Origin of the sequence: Veillonella parvula (assembly GCF_032577575.1) — a bacterium.
GTDB lineage: Bacteria > Bacillota > Negativicutes > Veillonellales > Veillonellaceae > Veillonella.
Genome location: NZ_JAWFVO010000003.1, coordinates 300,445 through 324,611, shown reverse-complemented (window position 1 = coordinate 324,611; position 24,167 = coordinate 300,445). Strand labels below are relative to the sequence as shown.

Sequence of the window (24,167 nt, the reverse complement as noted above, 5' to 3'; positions counted from 1 at the left end):
ATATTCAAAATAATAATTAAAAAAGCTCCACCATTGGCGGAGCCTCTCATATGTCATTATGCCCATTGCATCAGCATCAGCATCAGCATCAGCATCAGCATCAGCAGGCATTATACTTCATTAAGTTTTTTATGCTGTACTTCCGCATTTGCTTTTTTGAAGATAAATGCATTGTTGATATGCTGACGCATAGCTGTTTCTGCTGCTACTTCGTCGTGGCGTTCAATAGCGTCTACGATTTGGTCATGTTCATCATCACAGTCATGTGTACGTACAGCATTGAAAGAACTGATGTACATGTCACGATTAACGCGTTCACGGAAACCTGCTAGATAATCTACAATACGTTCATTGCCAGAGTAATGAGCAATCATTGTATGGAATCGGCTATTCACATCAACACGTTCTGTGGCATCTTCAATTTCATGCATCTCTTTACAAAGGGTTCTTAGCTCTTGTACTTGCTCAGGTGTAGCATGACGAGCACATAATCTAGCACCAAGTCCTTCCATTACTTCGCGAACTTGGTAAAGTGCTACAATTTCTTCTGGAGTGTCAGCTTTTACAGTAACGCCTTTCCAAGGAACGATAACTACGAGATTATCTTTAGCTAATTTACGGAATGCTTCACGTACAGGTGTAGCACTCACTTGTAATTGTTCTGCAATCTTTACTTCGTTAAGCTTCTCTTGAGGCATCAATTCGCCTGTTAAGATAGCTGTTTTTAATGTTAAATATACTTGTTCACTGAGAGGTAATCTTTCGATAGAATCCACTGCGGACAATTTGTATTTATCTTTTGAACTTTGTCTTCCCATTACTAGCCCCTAAACCTTACTAACCATTCGTGCTTTCAGACTTTCAAAGAACGGTTAAAATGAGTATAATATAGTATACAACATATCTTAGAAAGTATGTTGTGCGAAATTAAGTATATACATTACAATTATAGAACTCATCATTAAGACTGTCAATTTAACTATAGATAATAGCTATATCTCATTTTTGAAAGTAAGGAAGTATACTATGAGCCGTTGTTTGATTATCATCAACCCTGTCTCAGGAGGAGGTGCAGCGCGCCGTTATGCCCTCGATTTACAATGGAAATTGAGTACCTTGTTCGAAACGATTGAGGTCAAATTCACCAGAGGCGAAGGCGATGCTACACGTTTTGCTAAGAACGCTTGTGAACGCGGGTTTGATGCCGTATTCTGCATGGGTGGTGACGGCACTGTTAACGAAACCGTTAATGGTATTGCCCAAGGTGGATTCTCCTGTACCTTTGGGTTTATTCCCGTTGGTACAGTAAATGATATGTCTCGTGCGCTCGGCATTCACCAAAATCCAACGCAAGCTATCAGACGTATCGATATCAATGAAACTCGAACCATTGATATCGGCCGTTGTAATGATCGGTATTTCTGCAATAATATTGCAGCTGGCGTTATTCCTAAGGTTGTAGATGAAGTTACACCAAAGGAAAAGAGCATACTCGGCCCTCTCGCGTATTTCTTGAGAGCAGGCCAAGCGTTGTTCACTACAAAGGACTACACGTACCGCATTAAAACAGAGGACGATGATTTCATTTGCAAATCTCCTCTCGTTTTAGCCCTACTTACCAATGTAGTATCTAGCTTTGAGCGTTTTATGCCAGAAGCCTCTGTAGATGATGGTTATATGCGTATCATCATCTTCAAAGAATATTTTATCCTCGATATTCTCAGCGTATTACCACTCATTATCAGTGGTGCCATCTATAACTCTCGTTATACAACGACATTAACTGTGAAAAAAGCTCATATCGAACTTCTATCTAACGTCGATGATTTATCGACCAATATGGATGGTGATGCAGGTCCTGCTATGCCAGTAGATATTGAAGTATTGCCGCGCGTACTCAAAGTATTTGCACCTGCAAAGCATAAAAAGAAAAAAGCCTTGAATCTGCCTAAACTACCACATATATAACAAGTAATTGGTAACACAAAAGCTCTCTATCAACGAATAGAGAGCTTTTGTGTTTATTAATTTATAAGAATCTATACACTTTAGTCCACGATGATTGCATCGTGCAAGCGGAAGCTATAAATATAGCAAGCTTTCACGGGCATCCCCGTCAATCGCTGCAAGGCCTCTTTATAGAGATCCATTTGGATTTTATAGCGCTTGATAAGGTCTTCTCCGGATGTAACACGATCCGTTTTGTAATCTACGAGAACCCATTCACCGTCCTCTTCAAAGGCCGTATCAATAATACCTTGAAGGAACAGATTTTCCCCGTCCTCTAAGGTGTCATATACGCGTTTTCCTTCAAAGAGCATGCTAAATGGCAATTCTCGCTCAATACGTTTTGCATTGATAAGGCGCTTACCAAGATCAGAGCTGAAAAATTTATACAAACTTGTATCGCTTAATAAATTTCTCTCTTCCTCTGTGAAAGTCCCTTTCTCCACCAGTGCATCTAATTCTTTCGTCAAAGAAGCTTGCGTATACTCCACAAGAGGTAACCATTGCATAGCCTCATGCATCAAGGTACCCCATTGAGCACCCGTCAATACATCTTCTCCAGACTGTAAAGCGTGAGGTTTGCGACCGAATACGGAATTTGCTAATTCATCCTCCGAAACTATAACAGGCTGAACACTAATATTACTACTGTCATCGGCACTAAGATTCGGGTTCGTTGTATCTAGCTTAATAGCCTGAACCGCATCCGACACGGCTCGTTTAGCACCCAAATCTACCATTGCAACCGATTCATTAAGAGTGTCTATATTTCCTGCCTCTAGTTCTCGTTCTTGGAATCGTCGCTTCAATTCACTAACGGAAATTTTAGCAGTACGTCGTGTAGCATCGTTGTATGGATAGGTATAGTTAAAACGGTCCACGATTTCCTGCGGTAATTCTACGGAATTAACATCTTTTAAGTCCCGCACCTTATTAATTGTTGTCTCGTCGATATCCGCTTTGTAATCGAGATCACCATAAAGAGAGCCATCATGGATTTCAACCTTTAAACGACACTGTTTATCCGGTAAATCAAAATAGGTGGGTCCTTCGTACTCGATGGCTACGCGCAATGGATTACCGCCATCTAAATGACGAGCAAAGCCCATGATCATCCAGTCTAGATAGGTATTAGCTTGTGTAATAATATCTGTCGGTAACTGTTGAGTTTCTACGGATGCCACATTTTTAATGAGCTCACCTATGGTGCTTAACACACCTTTAGAATTTTTAAAGCCTTTAATAAAGCCTGTCATGAACAGCTTATCTCGTGCCCGTGTCAAGGCAACATAGAGAATGCGCTGCTCCTCCGCCTTGAGGGCCGCCTCTTTTACGTCTTTCACATAGAACCAGGGCATGGTCGGGAAGGACACTCGAATATCTGGAAAATATCCTTTCAAACCAAGGCCTGCATTTTTATCGATAAGAAGCTCTGAACGCAAGTCCATCATATTGAATCTTTTTTGTACACCAGATAAAAATACTACAGGGAATTCAAGGCCCTTACTCTTATGGATGGTCATGAGGCGCACCACATTATCTGCCTCGCTCACCACATTGGCAAGTGGCATATCTTGGTTGCTGTCGCGCAAGCTTTCCACAAAGCGCAAGAACCTAAAGAGCCCACGGAAGCCAGAAGCTTCATAGCCCTTAGCTCTATCATATAAGGCAAGCACATTAGCGCGGCGCACGAGACCATTCGGCATAGCCCCTACATAATTTACGTAATCTTGAGATTCGTAAATATCCCATAGCAAATCGGTCACACCATGGCGACGCGACAAAGTGCGCCACCGCTCCATATGTCCAATGAAAGCTAATAAGCGCTCATCTTGAGCCTCTTCTGCATAGGTTGGCATGAGCGACCATAGAGAACCCTCACCAGACAGTCGCAATGCGCCTAGTTCGTTCGCATCAAGGCCTACTAGGCCAGAGTGCAATACGGCAGCCATCGGCAAATCTTGTTCCGGATTATCTATGATGGATAACAACGCCAATAAAAGTTGAATTTCTTGTGCTTCAAAGTAACCGTCTCGCTCATTTACAACCGCAGGAATCCCCGCTTGACGCATGGCTTCTACGGCACGCGTCCCCCAACCCGCCAAGGATCTGCGCAAAACAGCAAAGTCTCGCCACTCGATTTGACGGAATGTGCCATCTGGATTTTGCACCTGTTTCTTAGCAGCATGGATTTCCTTGATTTTTTGAATGATGAAATCTAGCTCACGCTCGTTGTTTTCAGGGTCATCCCCTTCATCTTCGTCACTTTCACTAGCACCAAGAGTATCCTTACTCACATCTAAGAGCTGCAATTCCACGTCGCCTCCAACCCAATCCTCTGGTGCATCCTCTACGATACGGCCAGGAATAAGCGATTCAGCCTCTGTATAATTAAGCTCTGCCGCGTCTTCCGTCATGATTTGATAGAACAAAAAGTTCGTAGCAGCCAAAATATTTGCATCAGATCGGAAGTTTTTCGCCAAGTCGATACGTCGTTCTACCGCATCAGTACCACCGTAAGTATTGTACTTCTCCATAAATAAAGAACTGTCGGCCATACGGAAGCTATAAATAGCCTGCTTCACGTCCCCCACGTAGAACCTATTATCGACGCGAGAAATCAAGTTGATAATCGTCTCTTGCACGCCGTTCGTATCTTGGTATTCGTCGACCATGATTTCTTTGAACGTATCTTGCAGTTCCTTTGCCACTTCAGATGGCTGAGGGTCATCCTCTGTGCCAGGTTCAACGAGAAGAGCCAAGCATAGATGCTCAAGATCGCTGAAATCCATGATGCCTTGCTCTTGCTTCATGTCTCTATAAGCTTTATGAAAAGCAATCGTCAGTTCTACAAGACCTTCTATGATTGGATATTGAGCCTTAAACTGCTCTTGCAAGGTAGCTTCCGGAACGGTGAATATAGCGTTTTGCATGGCTTTGAGGTCATCTTTATTTTGACCACCTAAAGATCTAAACTCTGCTACCAACATAGGGTCATAAGCTTGTGCCTCTTTTGAACCCATACGGAATTGATCCTTAATAAAAGTATCCATATGCTTACAAGCATCGCCCATATCATTCCAAGATTGAGCTGCTGAAAGCATACTTAGTGCAGCCAGTTGATTATCGTATATATTTTGCCATTTATGAGGCCCCACTGGGTCGAGCAAGATTTCTTCCATCCGCTCTAAGCGCTCTCGAATACGGTTGATAACAGCTAAATGATTCGACCACATATATTCGCCCCACATCGTATCACTAGAGTTTATGGTCATCGCCTCTTTATACGGCTCTAAGGCTTTTCTTAGCCATCCATCGGGATTAGCAAGGGACATGGCGTAATTATATAAAGACATAATCTTTGCCGTTAAGCCCGCATCGGATTTATCGTCGCTGAAGAAGTCCGCTAGCTCATAGATATTATAAAGGCCCTCTTCATAGGACTTAGTTAATAAATCGGCTAATACCTCTTGCTGTAACAACGCCATTTCTGCTTCATTGCCGATACGAGCCGTTGGATTAATATCGAGCTTGTAGAAATAGGAACGGATTACCCATTGGCAAAAGGAGTGCAATGTAGAAATATGAGCAGACGGCAATAGATTGAGCTGTCGTTCAAGGCGCTCTTGTAGTACTGCATCATCTGTAGATTCCATGGCTTTAGCCAAGGCAAGGCCAATACGAGCGCTCATCTCTTGGGCTGCAGCCTTTGTGAAAGTTACAACCATGAGTTCTTGAACGGATAAAGGATTATCCATATCCTTAAGGCGCGTAATAATGCGCTCTACGAGGACCGCTGTCTTACCTGAACCGGCAGCAGCCGCAACAAGTAAGGTCTGATTATCTAAGGAGGAGTCCTTAGGTGCTATGATGGCAGACTCCTGCTCTGGCGTCCATTTAACACCCATGGTTTTCACCTCCTTCGCTACTATTATTTCCGTCATTATTATTATTTTTTTCGTTGCTGTTATTTCTGTCGTTACTGTTGTTTCCGTTGTTTCCGTCGCTTAAGACCTCTTTCATCCGTTCTAATGCATCATCTTCAGACAATCTAGACAAATAATTATATCGATTACGGCTAGAGTCAAAGCGACATACCGTTCTGTAATCGCAGTATGTACAAGGTCTAAAGCCATTCAATTGATATGGCTTAATCGGAAACTGCCCTTCCCCAATATGACGGCCCGTCTCAGCCATCACGTGATTTGTATAACGGCACATTACATCAAACTCACCAGTACTCTTAACCTTACGTAAATCTCTACTGGAAATGGTTTGATCTTTCTTCGTAGCAATCGGCACATAAGGGCCTCGTTTAGAACCATAGGATAAAAACTTATTGTCAATATGCGTCAATAACTCAATATCATCTGAGAAATACCCACTGTTTTGCCAAGCATCACTTTCATTAGCCAACGAAACGGCATCTTCATAAGATATAGGCGCATCAGCAGGGATTTTAGGGTTCTTCACGTAGGAATAAACCACCGCCGCAGGGGACATAGATTCGCCATGTGTTTTACCATAAGCGGATTCTAACGCCAGCAAATAGGTCATGAGCTGCAGTTTAAGGCCATAATACACATCTTGGGCCGTCACATGAGCGCCACCTGATTTGTAGTCGATAACCATACCATAGGTTTGACCATCCCGCGTATATTCATCGATGCGGTCAATTTGACCGATGAGGCGCAAGTAACGGTCTTTACCAAGAGGGACTCGAATAGGGTCCCAGCCACCTTGACGACCAAAGTCTTGCTCTAAATACTTCGTATCAAAATCACTGCGCTTTGACCATTCTACGAGACGGTCTACCGTCACATGTAATGTTCTCTGTACACGTTGCTCGATGGCTTTTTCGTAGGCATCGCTCGTTTCTTCACCCAGTTGATTCTCTTGCAAGATTTCATCTGCCACGGTGCGACATAGATTTGTTTGTTCCTCTTCATCGAGGTCACGCCATTGTTTGTTGTTTTCTAAAAGATAATTACCTAAGCGCTCTAAATTAGCATGTAGGAACATACCGATTTCAGGAGCTCCAAAGGAACGTACTGGACGCGGTTCTAGTTTCAAACCATATTGAGCATAGAACTTGAACGGACATTGTTGGTATCGTTCAAGGCGTGTTACAGAGCCAGACATATAGCCTTTAGACAGGAACAACCCATTTACTAAATACTGCGTAATGACAGGCACATCGTTATTATCTCGAATGCCACGTGACACCTCAGCTAAACGAAAACGATAGGTTTCGCTTTCACGAGCCCAGTTATAGAGGCCCCACCAAAGAGGATTGACCTCATAACCACTAAAGAGCGCCCCCCAACGCTCCGACAATAATGACAGACTTTGGAGTGGGCGCCACACGTAATCCGCCTCTGTATCAGGTGCAATGGAGAGAGGAATCTCTACCGCCTGATCTACGTACCCAAGGGATTCTAATCGTTTCACCACGAGGGATGGCTCAAGACCGGTTCCATCCTCACCAGAGCCCGCATAGGACAAGGTCAACGAATCGGATGCCCGTGTCATGGCGAGGTATAATAGAAAATTCTCGTTGAAAGCCTTCGGCAAGGCACCTTCTGCTAAGGTAATGCCTGCATTGGCCAACTCTTGACGCTCCTTATCCTTGATGAGCCCTTCATCGCCCATACTTTGAGGGAATACGCCTTGGTTGAGGCCCATTACGAACACCTTAGGCCACCACTGGCTGTAACCACGTTCAATAGTGGTAATCACCACATGGTCTAAAGACGGCGGAATCATAGAGTAGTTTACATCGCTAAGGCCTTCTTCGAGGAGGAGCATCATCTCATCCAGAGTCAATATTTCATCCTTCATGACCATAGAAATTTCGTCTATAAAGGAAAGAACCGCATTATACATCTGTTCATGACTAGCTTTGGATTCTTGATCACCTATAGTTTCTGCGTCCTTCGCCCATTCATAGAGCCGCTCTGGCACTTGTAAGATTTCTAATAAACCATAAAGTTGTGTACCCCACTCAGCCCCTGTATGACCCTCCGCATTAGCAGCAAAGTCAAACCATGGAGATAATATATCCATAATGGTTTCTCTTGCTTTGTTAACACGTGCTCTGCGTGGTACATCTACGTGGTTCTCTTCATCTTGCCCCTCATGAAAGCCTCGTAAGTACGGCCAGCTTTCACGTTCCCATTTATAATGATCGATACCAAACTCGAGAACGTAGTTCTCTAGCTCATCTACAGCCTCACGAGTAAGCGGCATCAAGTCCGTCTTGAGCAAGAGGAACATGCTGTCTCGACTATAGTTATGACGCACGATATCAAATAGAGCCGTCAATAGCTCGCCTAATGGATGATTTTTCATAGGCCGCTGACGGTCAATAAAATGCGGAATACCGTAGCGAGCAAAGACCTTTTCTAAAGTGTCACCATAGGTTTCAGACTCGCGGAGCATGATACATACATCTCGGTAACGCGCCTCTTCAGATGATTCTACATAGGCTAAAATGTGACGAGCCACAGCATCTGCTTCGCGTTCCCTGTTATAGCCTCGAATAAGCGGAATCGTTTCATCTGTAGAGTTTTTCTTACTAGGACTAATAAAGTAATTAGACTCTAACTCTCGAACAATTTGAGGGCCTCGTTTCCCGTCAAAGCCAACCCAGTTGATACTAGAGCCATAACGAGCGACTAAGGTGTCGTAAATCTCTAAAGGGCGGCTGAAGAGATGCTCCCCTCGACGAGCTAGATTTAACGCCTTTGGAGCCATCGGTAAATCGATAGTAATAACGGCTTCCTTTGCCAAGTCAAACAAGGTATAAATCAGCTCGTAATGTGTGGGCGTAAACCAATGAAAACCATCGATAAAGACATGGCTATTCTCCATGAGAGGAGATTGTGGCAAAGCCTCTACGATTTCCATGATAGGATCGATGTCGCGCTCCCCATGGCGACTGAGTTCCTCTTCATAGGCAGACATACAAATAGCTAACTCGCGCAATTTCTTTTGTAATACATTATTTTTAACAAACTCTGCCCCTCGTTCTAGGTCATCAGGACCTACACGGAAGGCGCGGAATTCAGAAAAGAGTTGTTGCAATACGGAAGAAAACTCAGGTCGCTTTGTGGCCTGTTCTAATAGCCCGAGTTCCTTTTGTTTTCGTTTCATTACAAGGCGCAACAACATAGACCGGCCAAAGCTTGATAAACTTGATTGACCGACCCCTTTTGAGCCTATAGATTGATATACCTGATAACCCAAACGACCAAAGCCTACGACGCGAACCGTAGTAAAGCCTTTCTCAGGCATGAATTCAGCTAGCTCCCGTTCCACCCGATAGGTGGCAGGTTCAGGAACGAGCAAAATTATTGGTTCCCCTGGACAGTCTGTCATGACCTGACGTATGCGCTCATATACGGCGCGCGTCTTGCCTGATCCAGCCCGTCCATAATAGACACTAATACTCATGAGACCTCCCTAGTGAAACTTTCACCATCTCAATTGATATAATCCACAAATGTATATTGCTCATATCAGTTAACGCATTAGAATAGCACTACACAAATTAATTGTAGCACTATACGAATTAGATATAGCATCAAACGAAATTTTTCGATATAATAAATTACTATACTGATTATTATTATATAGTAATATGACATTCTATGGCTAATTGTACAATATTTGACTCATTTGATTATATTTATTTATAATTAAGATAATATTTTATATTTTATTTACAATTAGCATGAATTCCTATATAATACAAGTTAGTATCTGTGTTATTTGTAAAATCATGTATTTAGGAGTAAATTATTATGAACAAAAAACATTTAGCAACTGCTTTTGCAGTGTTTGCAGCGACAACGATGTCTTTCTCTGCTTTTGCTGCAACTATTGATGCTAATGCACGCGCTTACGAACGTGCTTCAGCAGAACAATATTCTTATCCTGCACCACAAGCGGCTACGCCAGCTTACCAAACTAGTTATGCCACAAGTGCACCACGCCCTGGCTACAAACCATTGCCAGCAGTGCCTTATACAGCAGGCGATATGGCTCAACAAATGCCTGTATCTAAAGAATTAGGTGATCCAATCTTTGTGGCACCACAAACAACAGCTGTAGGTCTTCAAATCATGGATCCTATCCCTACTGAAGCCCAACCTGTATACCAAGAAACTGTAAACTCCGTAACAGCTAATGGCAACGGCAGCTCCTACGTTTCTCGCTACAAAGCTAACCAATTAAACGCTTTCGACTTGTTGTTAAATGGTAAAACTTACACATATGACTTGCCTGCATACACTAACGGCTACCAAGTGAAAACTGCTAGCTCTTACAACCGTGCTGGCAACGGTGTTGCGAATGTATTCTCTACAAACGTAATCACTGAAGCAGTTGTAAACAACAACTCTTTGCGCATCACTGTAAACATGACTCAACCAACAGCTGTAGCAGCTGCTAAATTGCGTTCCATGCAACAAACTGGTCAAGTAGCAAGTGGTGAAGTAGCTGCATTGTTCGCTTACAATGAAAGCTATGATGGTGTAAAACAAGCGGCTCATTACGATATCTTCAACAATAACGGTCGTTACATCGTTGTTAAATCCGGTGCTGTAACTGTACCAAATGGTGCGCAACACCCTTACGCAACTGCATTATTCGCAGTAACTGAAGACACTGTAGCAGCTGTAACCGTATCTGGCAACACTGCTGAAGCTTCTGATTTAGTAAAAGGCACTGCATATGCAATCGCACAATCTGCTAAGGTATCCAATAACAAAGTATCTACTAAATCTAAAAAATAATTCGTACAAAAATTAAAGCTAAAAAGTAGCAAGGAAAGGCTGTACTCAAATGTAAAATTAATTACATTTTGAGTACAGCCTTTCTTTCTATATTGTAGTCTTTATTGAATATATAAAATCTCTCTCATTAAGCAATATTTCTTTATCAATACCTATATTTGTTTTTTTTAATTTGATAAATACGGCAAATTCAAGCATCCTAATAACCATTCTATATAAAGAGTCTAAGCCTTCTGTATCATTTTGTATCTCACCCTTCTGTCCTCCATATAAATATACTGGAAATCCGCTACCAACAACAATCATTCTATTCAGTAAAAAATTTTGAATTAACTGAGTAAAAACCGCAGAATGAGCATATCTTCGTCCTACAGCAATAATTCCTCCAATTTTATTAGTTAATGGACGCTCAAACCTTAAATATCCCACGCCTAAACGATCAATAAAAGATTGCATTAAACTGGGCATGCCAAATCCATGTACTGGAGTTGCATATATCAAACAGTCTGCCTCTTTCATTTTCTCATATACTTTTACTACATCATCATTCTGTCTACATGGTTCCGTTCGATAATTACAATTTTCTACATCCTCACAAGTATTACAAGATTTTACAGATAGCTCACGCAAATTTATCACGTCAAAAACCACATTATACTTTTTTGATACATTTATTAAAATCTCCTTCGCAATATTTATTGCAAATTCAGTATTACCATTAGTTCGTTCAGAACCATTGATAACAAGAAACTTTATTTTCATATGCGCCTCCATTATTTATATGATCTAGTTAAATAGGTAACGCTTAAAGTTACAATTATAGTGCCAATAATTTCATTTATAGTAATATTATGATTCAATACAATGACATCTAACACTAATGTTGAAATCGGTCCTAAAGCACTAATTATTGCAGTTTGTGTTGCACTAATAATTTTTACTCCATAAGATAAAAGATAAGAAGGGATTATTGAGCACATTAAAGCCAATAATACTAAATAAACCATCACGCTATCTTCAAACAAAAAACTAGTTGCAATATCTCTTGAAAAAATCATAAAAATAATAACTAAAGCTATAGTACTTATACACATATAAGCACTGGTAAAAACAGTTGCACCAATCATTCGAACGGCATGCTTACTATAAATTATGAATATAGCCCAAAAAATTGCGGACAGCAAAACTAATCCTCCACCAAGTAGAGTCTCTTTAATATTCCCTATTACAATTGGATTAAACATAAAAATTAGACCAATTACTGTCGAAAAAATTAAACCCATTTGAACTATCGTAATTTTAGAGTTTTCTTTAGATAGCAAAAAAACATATATTGGGAAAGTAAACAGAATAGCTCGTTCCAAAGATGCAGATATGAATAGCAATCCGATAAAATCTGCTATTGATGACAACAAATAGATGAAAGATCCGATTGCACCATATATCACTACCTTTTTAATTCCCCTATTTTCCCAATCTACATTCAGTAATGGAAATAAGAAAAAGGGTAATGAAATGATAGACCTATACATTAATATTATAATAGGAGTAATTTCGTTTAAATAAAGAAGTTTCGCAAAAATCGATTTCGTTGATAAAAAAATAGTTGCTAAAAATATTGCCAATAAGCCTATATTTTTTACTGACAAATTCATTCTACATACCTCTTTTTGAAATTTTGTAACATTTCTAATCCATTGATAGTACCTATACTTTCGGGATGAAACTGTATCCCCTCTATAGAATACTTCTTATGCCTAACTCCCATGATATAATGATCATCCATAGAATTCGAAGTTATAATTAGTTCATCATTATTAAAACCTTCTTTATCAATAATAAGAGAATGATATCGTGTTACTAAACAAGGAGAGTCAAAATGTTGAAATATACATTGTTGATCATTCGTTATTAAACTTTTCTTTCCATGTCGTAAGTTACATGCTTTAGAGATTTTACAGTCAAACGCTAAGCCAATCGCTTGATGTCCTAAGCAAACTCCCAATATAGGAATTTGGCCTTTGAATCTATGAATAATCTCAGTATAACCAGCATCTTTTGGATGACCTGGACCTGGTCCTAATAAAATCATATCAGGACTCAGTTCCTCGATTAAAGCTATATTAATTTCATTAATCCTATATACAATTGGATTCATATCTAGTTGCTTTAAATATTCAACTAATATATATACAAAGCTATCATATGCATCTACAACTAATGTTTTCATGTTATCCCCCTAAATCAATCTAAAAGTGATTTGCCAGTAATAGTAAGATATGTTGCAGCTAATTTATTTAATGTTTCATTCCATTCATTGCAAGGCTTTGAATCTGCAACAATACCAGCAGATGCCCGGATATGATAATTTCCTGCATAATATAACGCCGTCCTAATACAAAGCGCTAAAACAGCATCTCCATTTAATGTAATTTGACCTATAGCACCAGCATAAAGTCCTCTTTTATTATTCTCGTATTTTTCAATAAGCTTCATAGATTCAATTTTAGGTGTCCCTGTCATAGTTCCTGCTGGGAAAGTGGCTTTAATCACATCAAAAATATCATATACATCCTCTAAATCTATTTGTAAATCAGAAACCAAATGAAAAACATGTGAGTAAGTTTCTACAAAAAATTGCCGTGTCAACTCCAATGTTCCTTTAGAACAAACTTTAGCTAAATCATTTCTACATAAATCAATTAACATTAAATGTTCTGCGATTTCCTTCTCATCACATTTAAGTTTTTCAATAGCCATATTATCAAGTTCTTCATCATGAGTCCGCTTTGTAGTACCTGCAATTGGTCTCATTTCTATAGTACGACCATTTTTTCTTACAAATAGCTCTGGACTAGCACCAATTGAAAAAACACTATTTATAGGTGCAAAATACATATATGGGGAAGGATTAATTTCACGCAAACGCAAATATACATCAAATGGTCTTGTATTAGTACTAATAGATATTTCATGACCAATTTGAATTTGATAAATATCCCCATTAGCAATATGCTGCAAACACTCATTTGCAACCTCTAAGAATTCAGATTTACTCATACTGTCTTTTATAGTATTGACTGGATAAATTTCTGGTATTGGTAAATCATATTTTGTGTATCTTTGTAAAGTGCTTTCAATATTCACCCAATCGATAACAGGTTGTCCGGTAAACTTCAGTTCTTCATAAGTTATACTGTTATCATTTAAATTAAACTCAATGATTCCTCGATATAAGTCAAGCACTATATCAGGTATTTCATAATTACATACTCGGTTTAAGTCTGGTATATCCTCTATATATCGTATACTTTCATAAGAAATAAATGATAAAAAGCTTAATTTAGTATTACATTCTTCTTTATTAAATAATCCTGTAATAAAACTCAAAACATCAAATATATGCCCCTCTCGAACATATATTTCAAGTCCATCAATAATAACTGTATTTATAGCTTTTAAATTACTCTTAATATAATCTATCAAAGCACTATCACCCTGTAGATTTAAATAACTATCCTTTATAGATATTGACAACACCTTATCAAAACCTACATATGCAGAATTAACATCCTGAGACGGTCCCGCTAGCGATTCAAAAATATAGCAGTTATTAGCTCCATAAAGTTCCTGAATAGCCATATAACATTGAATCGCTTCACAAGTACACTTAATAAGGCCTCTTCCTATTCCAAACTCTAAATCTGTATTCATATAATACCTCCAACAATTAATAGATATTAACCTTTCCAATTTAGATCTAAATAATAAAAAACACATTTCATCCTAAACAGGACGAAATGTGTTCGCTATACCACCCATTATGTATACTTTCAAGTGCGGAAAAGTCAATATACCTTTCGATACTCTAGTCATATAACGGTGACAACCGTTCCAGCCTACTCGAAATACTTTCGGTGAACTCTCATGAGCCCATTCACTATACGCTAATCGCTGATCATCTCATCTCCATAGTGGTCATCAACTTGCTGTAGAATAGTTAGTATAGTTACTACTTCTCATTCAAAGATTTGAAATATTATTCACATGTGATTTAATTACATTATACATTAACTAACTATAATGTCAACTCACTTTTATAATTAATGTGTGTTTTTTTACTCATCATAATTCAAAAAAGTACATTTAGTCTGTATTCAATCCATCTTATTTTTTTAATTAATAAAACCTTTTAGAAGTATATCTAAATAGTATTATATGTAAATGATATATAGCAACCCTTTTTTATTATATTTATTCATTAATATACACAAAAAATTATATCAACTAAATACATTATATTTTGATAAACTCCATAAAGCACCTATGTATACATTCTAAATATTCTATCTAACCGATTTGTAAAAATACCTTCAATGCGGTTTGTGACATTAATCGATAACCGCGCTCGTTGGGGTGTACCTCTCCGGCAAAGACAATTTGTCCAATTTGATCCGCTTCAAACAAGGTGGTATAAAAATCTATGACCTTAATATTACGTGCCTCTGCATAGGCTTTTAGCTGTTCATTAACCTCTCGTACAACCAGATTTAATCCATCCATATCGCTATCAATTTGAGTTTCTAAACCGATGATTACCATCCCTTTTGTACTAGCCAGCTCAATAGCTTTCACCAAAGTCTTGTACACATAGGTACTATCTCGACCTTGTAAAATATCGTTAGTGCCACACATCAAGAAAATATGACGTGTTGGATCAGTTGTAGCCGTAATTGCCCAATTTTCAATATTATAAATCATACCCTGTACGGAGCAGCCATCTTCACCATAATTTGTAAAATTAGCACCTTCTATGGATGCATCACAGATTTCGACCCAACCCTGTCCATAAGGTACATCATAGCCACGCGTAATACTATCGCCAAAACAGATGATTTCCATTTACATCCCTCCTGTAATATGACTCAATCATATAATAAAAGAACACCATACACAATATACATATTAATTACAAAAAGGACCCGTTTTGAACTGCCCTCCAATTAGGCGCAATTTTTAGAAGGGCAGTTCATTTACGGATCCTTTTATATTATTTAAGACGAATGAAAAACAATGCGCATGCACCGATAATAGGGGCAATGGCGATAGACATCAAGGACATTTGGTAACTGCCCGTCATAACGAGGACATTGCCCAAGAGCAGTGGTGCCAAGAGAGCCCCAATTTGATTAAACAAGTTTACAAAGCCCGCTGTAGTGCCGCGTAAATGAGGTGCTGCCGATTGAACTACAAGAGCATTAGTCAACGCACTATGCATGAAGGCACCTATACCGAGGATTGGACCTGTTACAAAGAGCATATTTGGATTTGCCGTACTTGCAAACAAGATTAAAGCGGGCGCAAATAAGAACATAACGAGCGCCGCTAAATGGTTCTTCTTAATTGGCAAAATATCAGATAAAATACCAATTGTTGGTTTCGCAATTAGTGCCGCCGTACCGAACACGCTCATGACTTGGCCTGCATAGATAGCAGTTACGCCTAATTGTTTAACCATGTACAAGTTCGCCCATTGCGTTACGCCCCAAGTCGTACCTGTTGCGAAGAAGCCTGCAATTGCCAAGCAACGAATGTTACGGTTGGAAATGATGTGCTTCAAGTTTTCTACTAAAGACGTTTGGCCTACGCCAAGTTTAGCAGCCGCTGCAGAAGCCTCGGCTTCTCGTTGTGCTAGGATTTCTGCACTTGGCTTACGCACTGTGAAGTAACATAACACGAGTACTGCCAATGGCAAGATGGCTGTAGCAAGGAATGCCGTTTGCCAACCGTAATGTGTAGCTACATATGGAGCGTAAAGGTTTACCGTAGTAATACCAAAGGACGTACAGCTCATAAAGATACCTACGGCCGCACCCCGTTGATTCGGACCGAAGTGATCTCCGATAGCACTCAAGCAAGAAGCTTGTACAGGACCAGACATAACGCCTAATAAGAAACGCAAACCCCAAGCCATGGTATAGTCTGTAATGGTACTCATCAAAGCCGTTACAGCGGCCATACCGATCAAACTAAACAAGATGGTGCGTCTGTAACCGATTTTATCGGCTAAGATGCCGCCTGGTAATACCGTTAACGCATAACCAAAGTAAAAGGCCGAAATATGTTGAGCCCCCATCTTAGCTGTGAAATGCAACGCCTCATTGAGGATAGGCATAACAGATGCCCAGGACAAGCGCATAACAAAGCTCAACAAGAACGTGAGCCACACACTAAGGAGAATTAAAATCTGAGTTCGCGAGAAACTAAGTCGATTCATACGAGCTCCTTTCTACAGAAAACCTAATAAATATATCGATAGCATATCATAGTGGACAAATATTGAAAAGGACATCTATTATTAGATGTCCTAAACTATTGATTATGCTATTATATTTTTGAGGGCGTAGAAAGGTCTATTTATGACTAACAATAAGTCAAAAAAAATTTTCATCGAAGAAAGCACTAATATAAATAAATTAATAGAGACTAGAGGCGGTAATCTTCAAAATATAAATAAACCGCCAATAAGTGCAGCAGATGAACTATCTAACTATATAAATAAATTACCTAAAAAGAAAAAATAATTACTCATCTTGGGTTACTGGTATTCTGACATCGTATTCTTTAATCATAATACCTAGTCTTCCATCATAGTAAATATGCTTATACGGAATTTTCCCTAATCGTTCTTCTAATTCAATAAACTGATCCTCACAGGGTTCAATTCCTAATTCCTTATATTTTTCTACACAGTTATTTAAACGCCCTCTACATATAAGCTTGTCATCTTTATAAAGTTCGATATAATGACGATATTTCCTATCATTAAAATATGTATCAAATATACTTTGATTTAGCGTGACCGCAGTTTTCTGCGAACCTCTAGCTTTATTTATCCAATATGTATACCACTCATTCAAGCGATACGTGATTAAACCTAGTATAGTAGCTACTATTAAAACTAATCCAATATACTTGGCAATAAATTCTAAATTATTTGCATATACTTGTACATCAGTAGCTTGTAGAGTTGAGTAATTAAAACAAAGCCCATGAATAGATACAAGCATAATAGATGCTGCAACAATTGAAATAATTCCACTAAACATCAAGCAATATAATGTTTCCTCGAACGTGCTTAAATCATCACGTACGTCATTTGTATGTTTATAGATTTTTCTAGCAATATAACCTGGAACAATAAGTAATAAAATAGCTAACTGATTTTCCATAGTCTCACCTCTTTATTCCACTATATCATGATTATCTTTATTTCGCATCAGAGAACATTTAGTATTCTGTAATATATAAAAAACTGTATCACATTTGATCTGCACCCATTTTCTTGGACAGATATAATTAAGCTACTTTTTGGGAATGAGTTCGGTATTCTACCGAACTCATTCCTTTTAATTGTATGCCTATTCGGCATACAAAAAACGCCCCCATTACACACTGCATGCACAATGGGGGCAAATTATTTTATTCTTTTGGGGGCAAAATGGTGGCAAAATTGTGTTATAGTTCGTTACAATTCGTTATAATTTCAATTCTATAATACTATTATAAACCTTTATTCTTACTATGTTTGTTATAGTTCGTCACGATTTGTTATAATCTGTGATTGTTATATTTATTGGTGGCGGAGAGGGTGGGATTCGAACCCACGGCCCCTTGCGGAGTCACTGGTTTTCAAGACCAGCTCCTTAAACCACTCGGACACCTCTCCATAACGGTACTATTATATCAAATTGGTCTAATAATAAGCAACAACGTAATACGTAAATAAGCAATAATATAATACATAAGCAAGCAAAAAAGCTGACTTACAGCCAGCTTTTTCATTTGTATTTAACATTTAGTATTGCCCTAATCTATTAGTTATTTGTCATATATATTAGAATAGGTCTTTTTTCCACATGCCGATGATAGCAATGATAGAACACACCACGGAAATACCTACTACTTCGTAGAATCCATTCGGATCATCCTGGAACGGCAACGCCACATTCGTTCCCCACAGACTGAATATGATTGTGGGCACTGCCAAAGTAATCGTAAGGGCCGCCAACATTTTCATCACCATATTAAGGTTATTTGAGATAATCGATGTAAAGGCGTTCATCATATTCATCAAGATATTAGAATACATTTCAACCATCTCGATGGCCTGTTTATTTTCAATGATAACGTCTTCCAAAAGATCCTCATCCTCTTCGTACATTTTAAGCAAATGTCTATAAGTGCTGTGACCACGCAAGCGCAATAGGCGTTCCATAACAGTTCCATTCGTACGCAACGCAGAGGTAAAGTATGTCATGGATTTCTGTAATTCCAATAGTTGGAAGAAGTCTTTATTTTTCGTCGTATGACGCAACTGAACTTCAATATCGTCGGTACGGCGGTTAATTTGTTGCAAGTAACGTAAGAACAATGTAGCTGTACGGTACAAGATCTGGAACAAGAACCGCGTCTTTTTATATGTATAGAATGTAGACAGTTGATTTGAAATGAACGGATATAACACCTCGGACTCTTCAAGACATACGGTAATGAAGAAGTCAGGCGTCAAAAAGATACCAAGCGGCACCGTATCGTACATATCATTACCGCGAATCGCAGGAATGTTGATAACCACGAAAATATAATTGTCCTCTAACTCCACGTGAGAACGTTCTTCCATATCGAGAGCGGTCTTTAAAACGTCCGTTGGAATTTCCGTCAAAATATTGATGAGGGACAATTCATCGGGGTCTGGGTTCACCAAATTTACCCAAGAACCTTTTGTGGCATCTGATACAGTGCAGTCTGAAACTAACTCTTCTTCTATGTGTTTGTACACCGTGATCATGCTATCCCTCCTTCCAACGAACATATAGTAATCATCTAATAAATTATATACTATTTTATAGCTATTATTCAATTCAATTGTGAAAGTTTTGTTTATGTAGTATATACATAAATCACTTTATGTCTATTAACAATGCACAATTGTATATGTTAAAAGCATCTCAAAACATTCTTATATCAAATCTACCAAAAAATCTAGCAAACAGATAGATTAATAAGACTGCTAAACTAACAAATCCCCCAAAAGATTAAACCACTAAAACTTACAGTGAGTAAGTATGCAAACAAATAATCAGCAATATATCATTAGGTTAAATCTTATAAAAATAACCTCTATACTAGCTTGTCGCTAATATAGAGGCTATTTGTTTTATCCTACTCTGTCAGATCAGAATAGTATCATTTGTTATATTCCTGTATGGTTCTATAAGATTACTTTCACCAAATTAACGGCGCAAGATACGAATAGAGTTCAAGATACAAAGGATGGATACACCAGTATCACCGAATACGGCCCACCACATGGATGCATAGCCCATAAGGCCTAGCGCCATGATAAGAATTTTAACGGCAATAGCGAATACTACGTTTTGCCAAGCAACGCGCAAGGTCGCTTTGGACAAGTCGAGGATATGTGCAATGGCAGTCAAAGATGGACGCATGAATACGACGTCTGCCGCTTCGATAGCCGCATCAGCACCGCTCCCCATCGCGCCACCAACATCGGCACCAGCAAGCACTGGTGCATCGTTGATGCCGTCCCCTACGAACATGGTAGGACCATATTCGGAGCGAATATCTTGTACAACAGACAATTTATCTTGTGGCAATAATTGAGCACGCACAGCACTTACACCAGTTTCTTTGGCAATATACTTAGCACTTGCTTCAGCATCACCTGTAAGCATAACCGTTTTAATATCTTGACCATTAAGATCAGCAATTGCTTCTGCGGAATGTGGACGAGCTTCATCGGCGATGATGATACGACCAAGGTATACATTACCTTCTGCGACCAGAACCTCTGTGCCGTATTCAGTAGCTTCTGTTGGATAACCTTGAACAGCATAGCGTTCCATAAGGCGACGATTACCAACGAGTACTTGTTGGCCATCAACCATGCCCACCATACCTTCACCGGCTAATTCTTGAACGAAATCAGAAGCCTCTACAGTAATACCTTGTTCCTTTGCTTCAGACACGATGCTTGTTGCTATTGGATGCGTAGACACTGCTTCAATAGCTGATGCCATGGACAACAATTGATTCTTACTCACATGGGAGCCTACAGTTTCTACGTTTTGTACTTTAAATTCACCAGATGTAATAGTACCAGTTTTATCGAGAGCCACTGCTTTCACACCAGCTAAGGCCTCGATAACACGACCACCTTTAAGCAAGATACCGTGTTTAGAAGCATTACCAATACCGGAGAAGAATGCGAGTGGCACACTAAGTACCAATGCACATGGACAGGAAATAACGAGGAATGTTAAGGCTGTATAGATCCATTTATGCCATTCACCTGTAATAAGGGATGGGATGATAGCAACCACCAAGGAAAGAGCTACAACAATTGGTGTGTACACACGAGCAAAACGCGTAATGAAGCGGTCGATTTTAGGTTTAGAAGATGCTGCATTTTCAACGGCATCAAGGATTTTTGTAACCATAGATTCTTCAAGAACCTTATCAACGCGCATCGTAATACGACCAGATTCGTTGATACAACCAGACATGAGTTGTGTGCCAGGTACGGCGCGAACAGGTACAGGTTCACCTGTTACAGGAGCCGTATTAACACGAGTCTCACCTTCTAAAACAGTACCGTCTAGAGGGATTAAATCACCAGGGCGAACTTCAATAGTACTGCCTACCTCAACCTTTTCAGGAGCCATAACTACGATTTCACCGCCACAGCATGTATCCACAACACGTACCTCTTGTGGACGCATATCAACAGCATTCATGATTTCTGTACGGCTGCGATCTGTGGCTTTATGTTCAAAGAACTCACCGATACGATAGAACAAGATAACGCCTACGGCCTCAGGCAATGCATCGATAGCGATAGCGCCCAATGTAGCGATAGACATCAAGAAGTTTTCATCAAATACTTGGCCTTTTAAGATATTGCGTGCTGCGATGCGCAATACTGGGAATGCAAGTAAGATATAAGCGATATAATAAATTGGAGTTTCGATGGATTCTGGCAAACTAATGGATGGAACAATTGTAGTCAACGCTTCATAGGCCATAAATAACAAGCCCGCTACGATAACGGCAATTGTCATCGCCTCACTGCCATGGTCGTGATCATGACCATGGTCATCTAGAGCCGCTTTAGATTTACGCTCGTAATCAGCTACTGTTACGCCCTCTTCGATGGAATCGCAAATATCTTGAATATCGCGTTTAAGCGCTTCACGGTCTCCCCAAGAGCCGGTTAATTTTAATTGATGTGTAGCAAGTGTAAAATTGGCAGTCTCTACAACATCCATTTTACGGATACGATCTTCAATTTTTGCTGCGCAGTTCGCACAGTTCAAATCCTTCAACAACAATGTTTCTTCCATGATATCTCCTTTGATAATAGTGAAAGTTTCTATCCTGTATTATAAGTTAATTTATTGTCTATTTCTAATACTTATTAGACATATCTTGTTTCATATCTTGTTATATATGTTCCTAAACATTATTCATCAGATATTTTTATTTATATGAATATCTGTTCATATGTTTATATTACATCAAAGGAGATTAAATGTCAATACAAAATCATATTCAATATATATCAAATTTTATTTACTTTAGTTCTAACTATATTCACCTTATATCAAATTTCGTTCTACCAGGAATTTATGTGCTACATCAGCTGGCAGTTGATGTTCCGTTTCAACGGCGTAATTCATCTTCGCCATCTCTTGATCTGTAATCGTATGATTTAAACTTTCTAATACAGGCCGCAGTTCAGGATGAGCAATCAACACTTCGCTACGTACGACATTACCAGCCATATAGGATGGATATAAATGTTTATCATCTTGTAACACCGTAATCGGTGCAATACTTAATTGACCATCAGTCGTGAATATCGGCATTGCATCCACCTCACCACGACTAATAGCCGTATATTTTAGCCCTATATCCATATCTTTAGTAGCTTTAAAGCTCATACCATATACGCGTTGCAATCCAGCATAGCCATCCTCACGACCAAAGAAATCATATTCCCCGCCTAATGTTAGGGATGGTGCTATACGAGCAAGATTGGAATACGTTTTTACACCATAGGTCTGAGCAATCTCATTACGCACTCCTATGCCATAGGTATTATTAAAGCCGTACATGCCCACCCACTCAAAATTATATTTTTCTTTATAGGCCTGTGAAAGCTCATTAAATAGGCTTTCATCATAAGCATCCGTACGTTTCAGCACAGCAGACCAAGCTGTACCAGTATATTCAGGATATATATCAAATTGGCCGGAAAGCATAGCTGGTTGAATATTTGATGTACCACCACCTACACCTTCTGTAACCTCTACGGTTAAATCAGTCTTCTTCTCGATTAATTCTTTTAAAACATTCCCTAAAATAAGCTGTTCCGTCATAGGTTTCGTTGCAATATGAATAACATCGGTCTTCACATGACGGCAATACATAGCCCAGCCACCTATACCCATTGCAATTAGCGTCATAATCGAAACAAATATAATCGTATAACGCTTCATATGAGGGCTAATACGCGTTACTCTTTCACCTAGAGAAAAGAGCGCATCAACAGTAATGGCTAATAGTGCAATCAGTAGACTACCGGCAATCGTCAAAGCACTTTGATTCGTTGTAATGCCCCTATAAATCGCCACACCTAAACCACCAGCACCAATAAAGGATGCAATACCTGTCAAGGCAATGGTCATAACGAGCATAGTCCGTATACCAGCCATAATCGTCGGCATAGCCAAAGGAATCTCTATATTCCACAAACGTTGAATCCGCGTGAGCCCTAATGCAATCCCCGCTTCACACATGGCTTGATCAATCTGGTTAAGACCAGTAAATGTATTTCGTACCATCGGTAATAAAGCATATATAACCAATGCAATGATAGCCGTCGTATTACCAACACCTGATACGTACAACAAAAGGCCTAACATCGATATAGATGGAATTGTATATAGGAAATTAACCACTACCATAACTGGCGCAGCTAGCCGTTTATATTCGTATATAAACACACCCAATAAGCCACCGATGATGGTAGCAATAACAGAAGCTAATACTGAAATTTCTATATGCTCCCATAATAGCTGGAGGAAAAAATCATAGCGATTTATAAGTAATGATATGACATCATGCATTACATACACCGCCTTTCTAAGTCAAAAACACGAAAAATTATATAGGTATATTAGAGTCAACAAAACTAAAGAAATCTTTATAAAGCTATATTTACCCATGATACTATTGTATACCTAATTATTTCTTAACTCTAGTCTATTTACCATA

At 39.2% G+C, this 24,167-nt stretch carries 16 protein-coding genes, 1 tRNA gene and 1 other annotated feature; of the genes, 3 read left to right on the top strand and 14 right to left on the bottom strand.

Features of this window, described 5'->3' with window-relative positions; genetic code table 11:
- Positions 1–110 precede the first annotated feature (110 nt).
- Positions 111–818: a GntR family transcriptional regulator gene (locus tag E7K77_RS07280; protein ID WP_004694848.1), complete on the bottom strand. Its 708-nt coding sequence runs from the start codon at positions 816–818 to the stop codon at positions 111–113.
- 208 nt (positions 819–1,026) lie between these two features.
- On the opposite strand from E7K77_RS07280, the gene E7K77_RS07275 reads away from it, so the two are divergent.
- The gene (locus E7K77_RS07275; protein ID WP_325306158.1) at positions 1,027–1,968 is read left to right on the top strand and encodes a diacylglycerol/lipid kinase family protein; all 942 of its coding nucleotides are present in this window, start codon (positions 1,027–1,029) and stop codon (positions 1,966–1,968) included.
- Between the two features lie 80 nt (positions 1,969–2,048).
- Here the strand turns inward: E7K77_RS07275 and addA are convergent, their stop codons facing one another.
- Together addA and E7K77_RS07265 are read right to left on the bottom strand one after the other, a co-directional pair.
- Positions 2,049–5,915, bottom strand: coding sequence for a helicase-exonuclease AddAB subunit AddA (gene addA, locus E7K77_RS07270; RefSeq protein WP_325306159.1), 3,867 nt, complete (start codon positions 5,913–5,915; stop codon positions 2,049–2,051).
- A complete protein-coding gene (locus E7K77_RS07265) occupies positions 5,905–9,462 on the bottom strand; it encodes a PD-(D/E)XK nuclease family protein (protein WP_325306161.1) in 3,558 nt (1,185 codons plus the stop codon). The genes addA and E7K77_RS07265 overlap by 11 nt, the downstream gene beginning before the upstream one ends.
- A gap of 350 nt (positions 9,463–9,812) precedes the next feature.
- On the opposite strand from E7K77_RS07265, the gene E7K77_RS07260 reads away from it, so the two are divergent.
- Positions 9,813–10,805: a hypothetical protein gene (locus tag E7K77_RS07260; RefSeq protein ID WP_287550321.1), complete on the top strand. Its 993-nt coding sequence runs from the start codon at positions 9,813–9,815 to the stop codon at positions 10,803–10,805.
- Positions 10,806–10,892: 87 nt separating this feature from the next.
- Here the strand turns inward: E7K77_RS07260 and E7K77_RS07255 are convergent, their stop codons facing one another.
- From E7K77_RS07255 to E7K77_RS07230, 6 genes are all read right to left on the bottom strand, one after another.
- Positions 10,893–11,567 (bottom strand): flavodoxin family protein, encoded by a 675-nt coding sequence (locus E7K77_RS07255; protein WP_287550319.1) that lies wholly within the window; start codon positions 11,565–11,567, stop codon positions 10,893–10,895.
- A gap of 11 nt (positions 11,568–11,578) precedes the next feature.
- Complete coding sequence (locus E7K77_RS07250; protein ID WP_287550317.1) at positions 11,579–12,460, bottom strand: DMT family transporter; 882 nt, start codon at positions 12,458–12,460, stop codon at positions 11,579–11,581.
- Complete coding sequence (locus E7K77_RS07245) at positions 12,457–13,035, bottom strand: anthranilate synthase component II (protein WP_287550315.1); 579 nt, start codon at positions 13,033–13,035, stop codon at positions 12,457–12,459. Before E7K77_RS07245 ends, E7K77_RS07250 begins: the two co-directional genes overlap by 4 nt.
- Positions 13,036–13,049: 14 nt before the next feature.
- A complete protein-coding gene (locus E7K77_RS07240) occupies positions 13,050–14,519 on the bottom strand; it encodes an anthranilate synthase component I family protein (protein WP_316101772.1) in 1,470 nt (489 codons plus the stop codon).
- Positions 14,520–14,593: 74 nt separating this feature from the next.
- Positions 14,594–14,841: a binding site (T-box leader), on the bottom strand.
- A gap of 314 nt (positions 14,842–15,155) precedes the next feature.
- Positions 15,156–15,707 (bottom strand): SGNH/GDSL hydrolase family protein, encoded by a 552-nt coding sequence (locus E7K77_RS07235; protein WP_287550554.1) that lies wholly within the window; start codon positions 15,705–15,707, stop codon positions 15,156–15,158.
- Between the two features lie 148 nt (positions 15,708–15,855).
- A complete protein-coding gene (locus tag E7K77_RS07230) occupies positions 15,856–17,082 on the bottom strand; it encodes an MFS transporter (RefSeq protein ID WP_287550553.1) in 1,227 nt (408 codons plus the stop codon).
- A 142-nt stretch (positions 17,083–17,224) separates the two neighbouring features.
- Here E7K77_RS07230 and E7K77_RS07225 point away from each other — a divergent pair, with 142 nt between their 5' ends.
- Complete coding sequence (locus E7K77_RS07225) at positions 17,225–17,389, top strand: hypothetical protein (RefSeq protein ID WP_287550552.1); 165 nt, start codon at positions 17,225–17,227, stop codon at positions 17,387–17,389.
- On the opposite strand, the gene E7K77_RS07220 is transcribed toward E7K77_RS07225, so the two are convergent.
- The 5 genes from E7K77_RS07220 to E7K77_RS07200 all read right to left on the bottom strand — a co-directional run bounded on the left by E7K77_RS07220 (position 17,390) and on the right by E7K77_RS07200 (position 24,019).
- On the bottom strand, positions 17,390–18,037 hold the full coding sequence (locus tag E7K77_RS07220) for a DUF6338 family protein (RefSeq protein ID WP_287550551.1): 648 nt from the start codon (positions 18,035–18,037) through the stop codon (positions 17,390–17,392). It lies immediately after the preceding gene.
- Between the two features lie 408 nt (positions 18,038–18,445).
- A tRNA-Ser gene (locus tag E7K77_RS07215) sits at positions 18,446–18,534 on the bottom strand.
- A gap of 168 nt (positions 18,535–18,702) precedes the next feature.
- Positions 18,703–19,656, bottom strand: coding sequence for a magnesium transporter CorA family protein (locus E7K77_RS07210; protein WP_004694714.1), 954 nt, complete (start codon positions 19,654–19,656; stop codon positions 18,703–18,705).
- Between the two features lie 445 nt (positions 19,657–20,101).
- Positions 20,102–22,231, bottom strand: a complete 2,130-nt coding sequence (locus E7K77_RS07205; RefSeq protein WP_325306163.1) for a heavy metal translocating P-type ATPase — start codon at positions 22,229–22,231, stop codon at positions 20,102–20,104.
- A gap of 255 nt (positions 22,232–22,486) precedes the next feature.
- Positions 22,487–24,019 (bottom strand): ABC transporter permease/substrate-binding protein, encoded by a 1,533-nt coding sequence (locus tag E7K77_RS07200; RefSeq protein WP_004694709.1) that lies wholly within the window; start codon positions 24,017–24,019, stop codon positions 22,487–22,489.
- Positions 24,020–24,167 lie beyond the last annotated feature (148 nt).

Excerpts from the sequence above, each read along its gene's own strand:
- E7K77_RS07280 (WP_004694848.1), bottom strand. The coding sequence starts at position 818 with ATGGGAAGACAAAGTTCAAAAGATAAATACAAATTGTCCGCAGTGGAT.
- E7K77_RS07275 (WP_325306158.1), top strand. The coding sequence starts at position 1,027 with ATGAGCCGTTGTTTGATTATCATCAACCCTGTCTCAGGAGGAGGTGCA.
- addA (WP_325306159.1), bottom strand. The coding sequence starts at position 5,915 with ATGGGTGTTAAATGGACGCCAGAGCAGGAGTCTGCCATCATAGCACCT.
- E7K77_RS07265 (WP_325306161.1), bottom strand. The coding sequence starts at position 9,462 with ATGAGTATTAGTGTCTATTATGGACGGGCTGGATCAGGCAAGACGCGC.
- E7K77_RS07260 (WP_287550321.1), top strand. The coding sequence starts at position 9,813 with ATGAACAAAAAACATTTAGCAACTGCTTTTGCAGTGTTTGCAGCGACA.
- E7K77_RS07255 (WP_287550319.1), bottom strand. The coding sequence starts at position 11,567 with ATGAAAATAAAGTTTCTTGTTATCAATGGTTCTGAACGAACTAATGGT.
- E7K77_RS07250 (WP_287550317.1), bottom strand. The coding sequence starts at position 12,460 with ATGAATTTGTCAGTAAAAAATATAGGCTTATTGGCAATATTTTTAGCA.
- E7K77_RS07245 (WP_287550315.1), bottom strand. The coding sequence starts at position 13,035 with ATGAAAACATTAGTTGTAGATGCATATGATAGCTTTGTATATATATTA.
- E7K77_RS07240 (WP_316101772.1), bottom strand. The coding sequence starts at position 14,519 with ATGAATACAGATTTAGAGTTTGGAATAGGAAGAGGCCTTATTAAGTGT.
- E7K77_RS07235 (WP_287550554.1), bottom strand. The coding sequence starts at position 15,707 with ATGGAAATCATCTGTTTTGGCGATAGTATTACGCGTGGCTATGATGTA.
- E7K77_RS07230 (WP_287550553.1), bottom strand. The coding sequence starts at position 17,082 with ATGAATCGACTTAGTTTCTCGCGAACTCAGATTTTAATTCTCCTTAGT.
- E7K77_RS07225 (WP_287550552.1), top strand. The coding sequence starts at position 17,225 with ATGACTAACAATAAGTCAAAAAAAATTTTCATCGAAGAAAGCACTAAT.
- E7K77_RS07220 (WP_287550551.1), bottom strand. The coding sequence starts at position 18,037 with ATGGAAAATCAGTTAGCTATTTTATTACTTATTGTTCCAGGTTATATT.
- E7K77_RS07210 (WP_004694714.1), bottom strand. The coding sequence starts at position 19,656 with ATGATCACGGTGTACAAACACATAGAAGAAGAGTTAGTTTCAGACTGC.
- E7K77_RS07205 (WP_325306163.1), bottom strand. The coding sequence starts at position 22,231 with ATGGAAGAAACATTGTTGTTGAAGGATTTGAACTGTGCGAACTGCGCA.
- E7K77_RS07200 (WP_004694709.1), bottom strand. The coding sequence starts at position 24,019 with ATGCATGATGTCATATCATTACTTATAAATCGCTATGATTTTTTCCTC.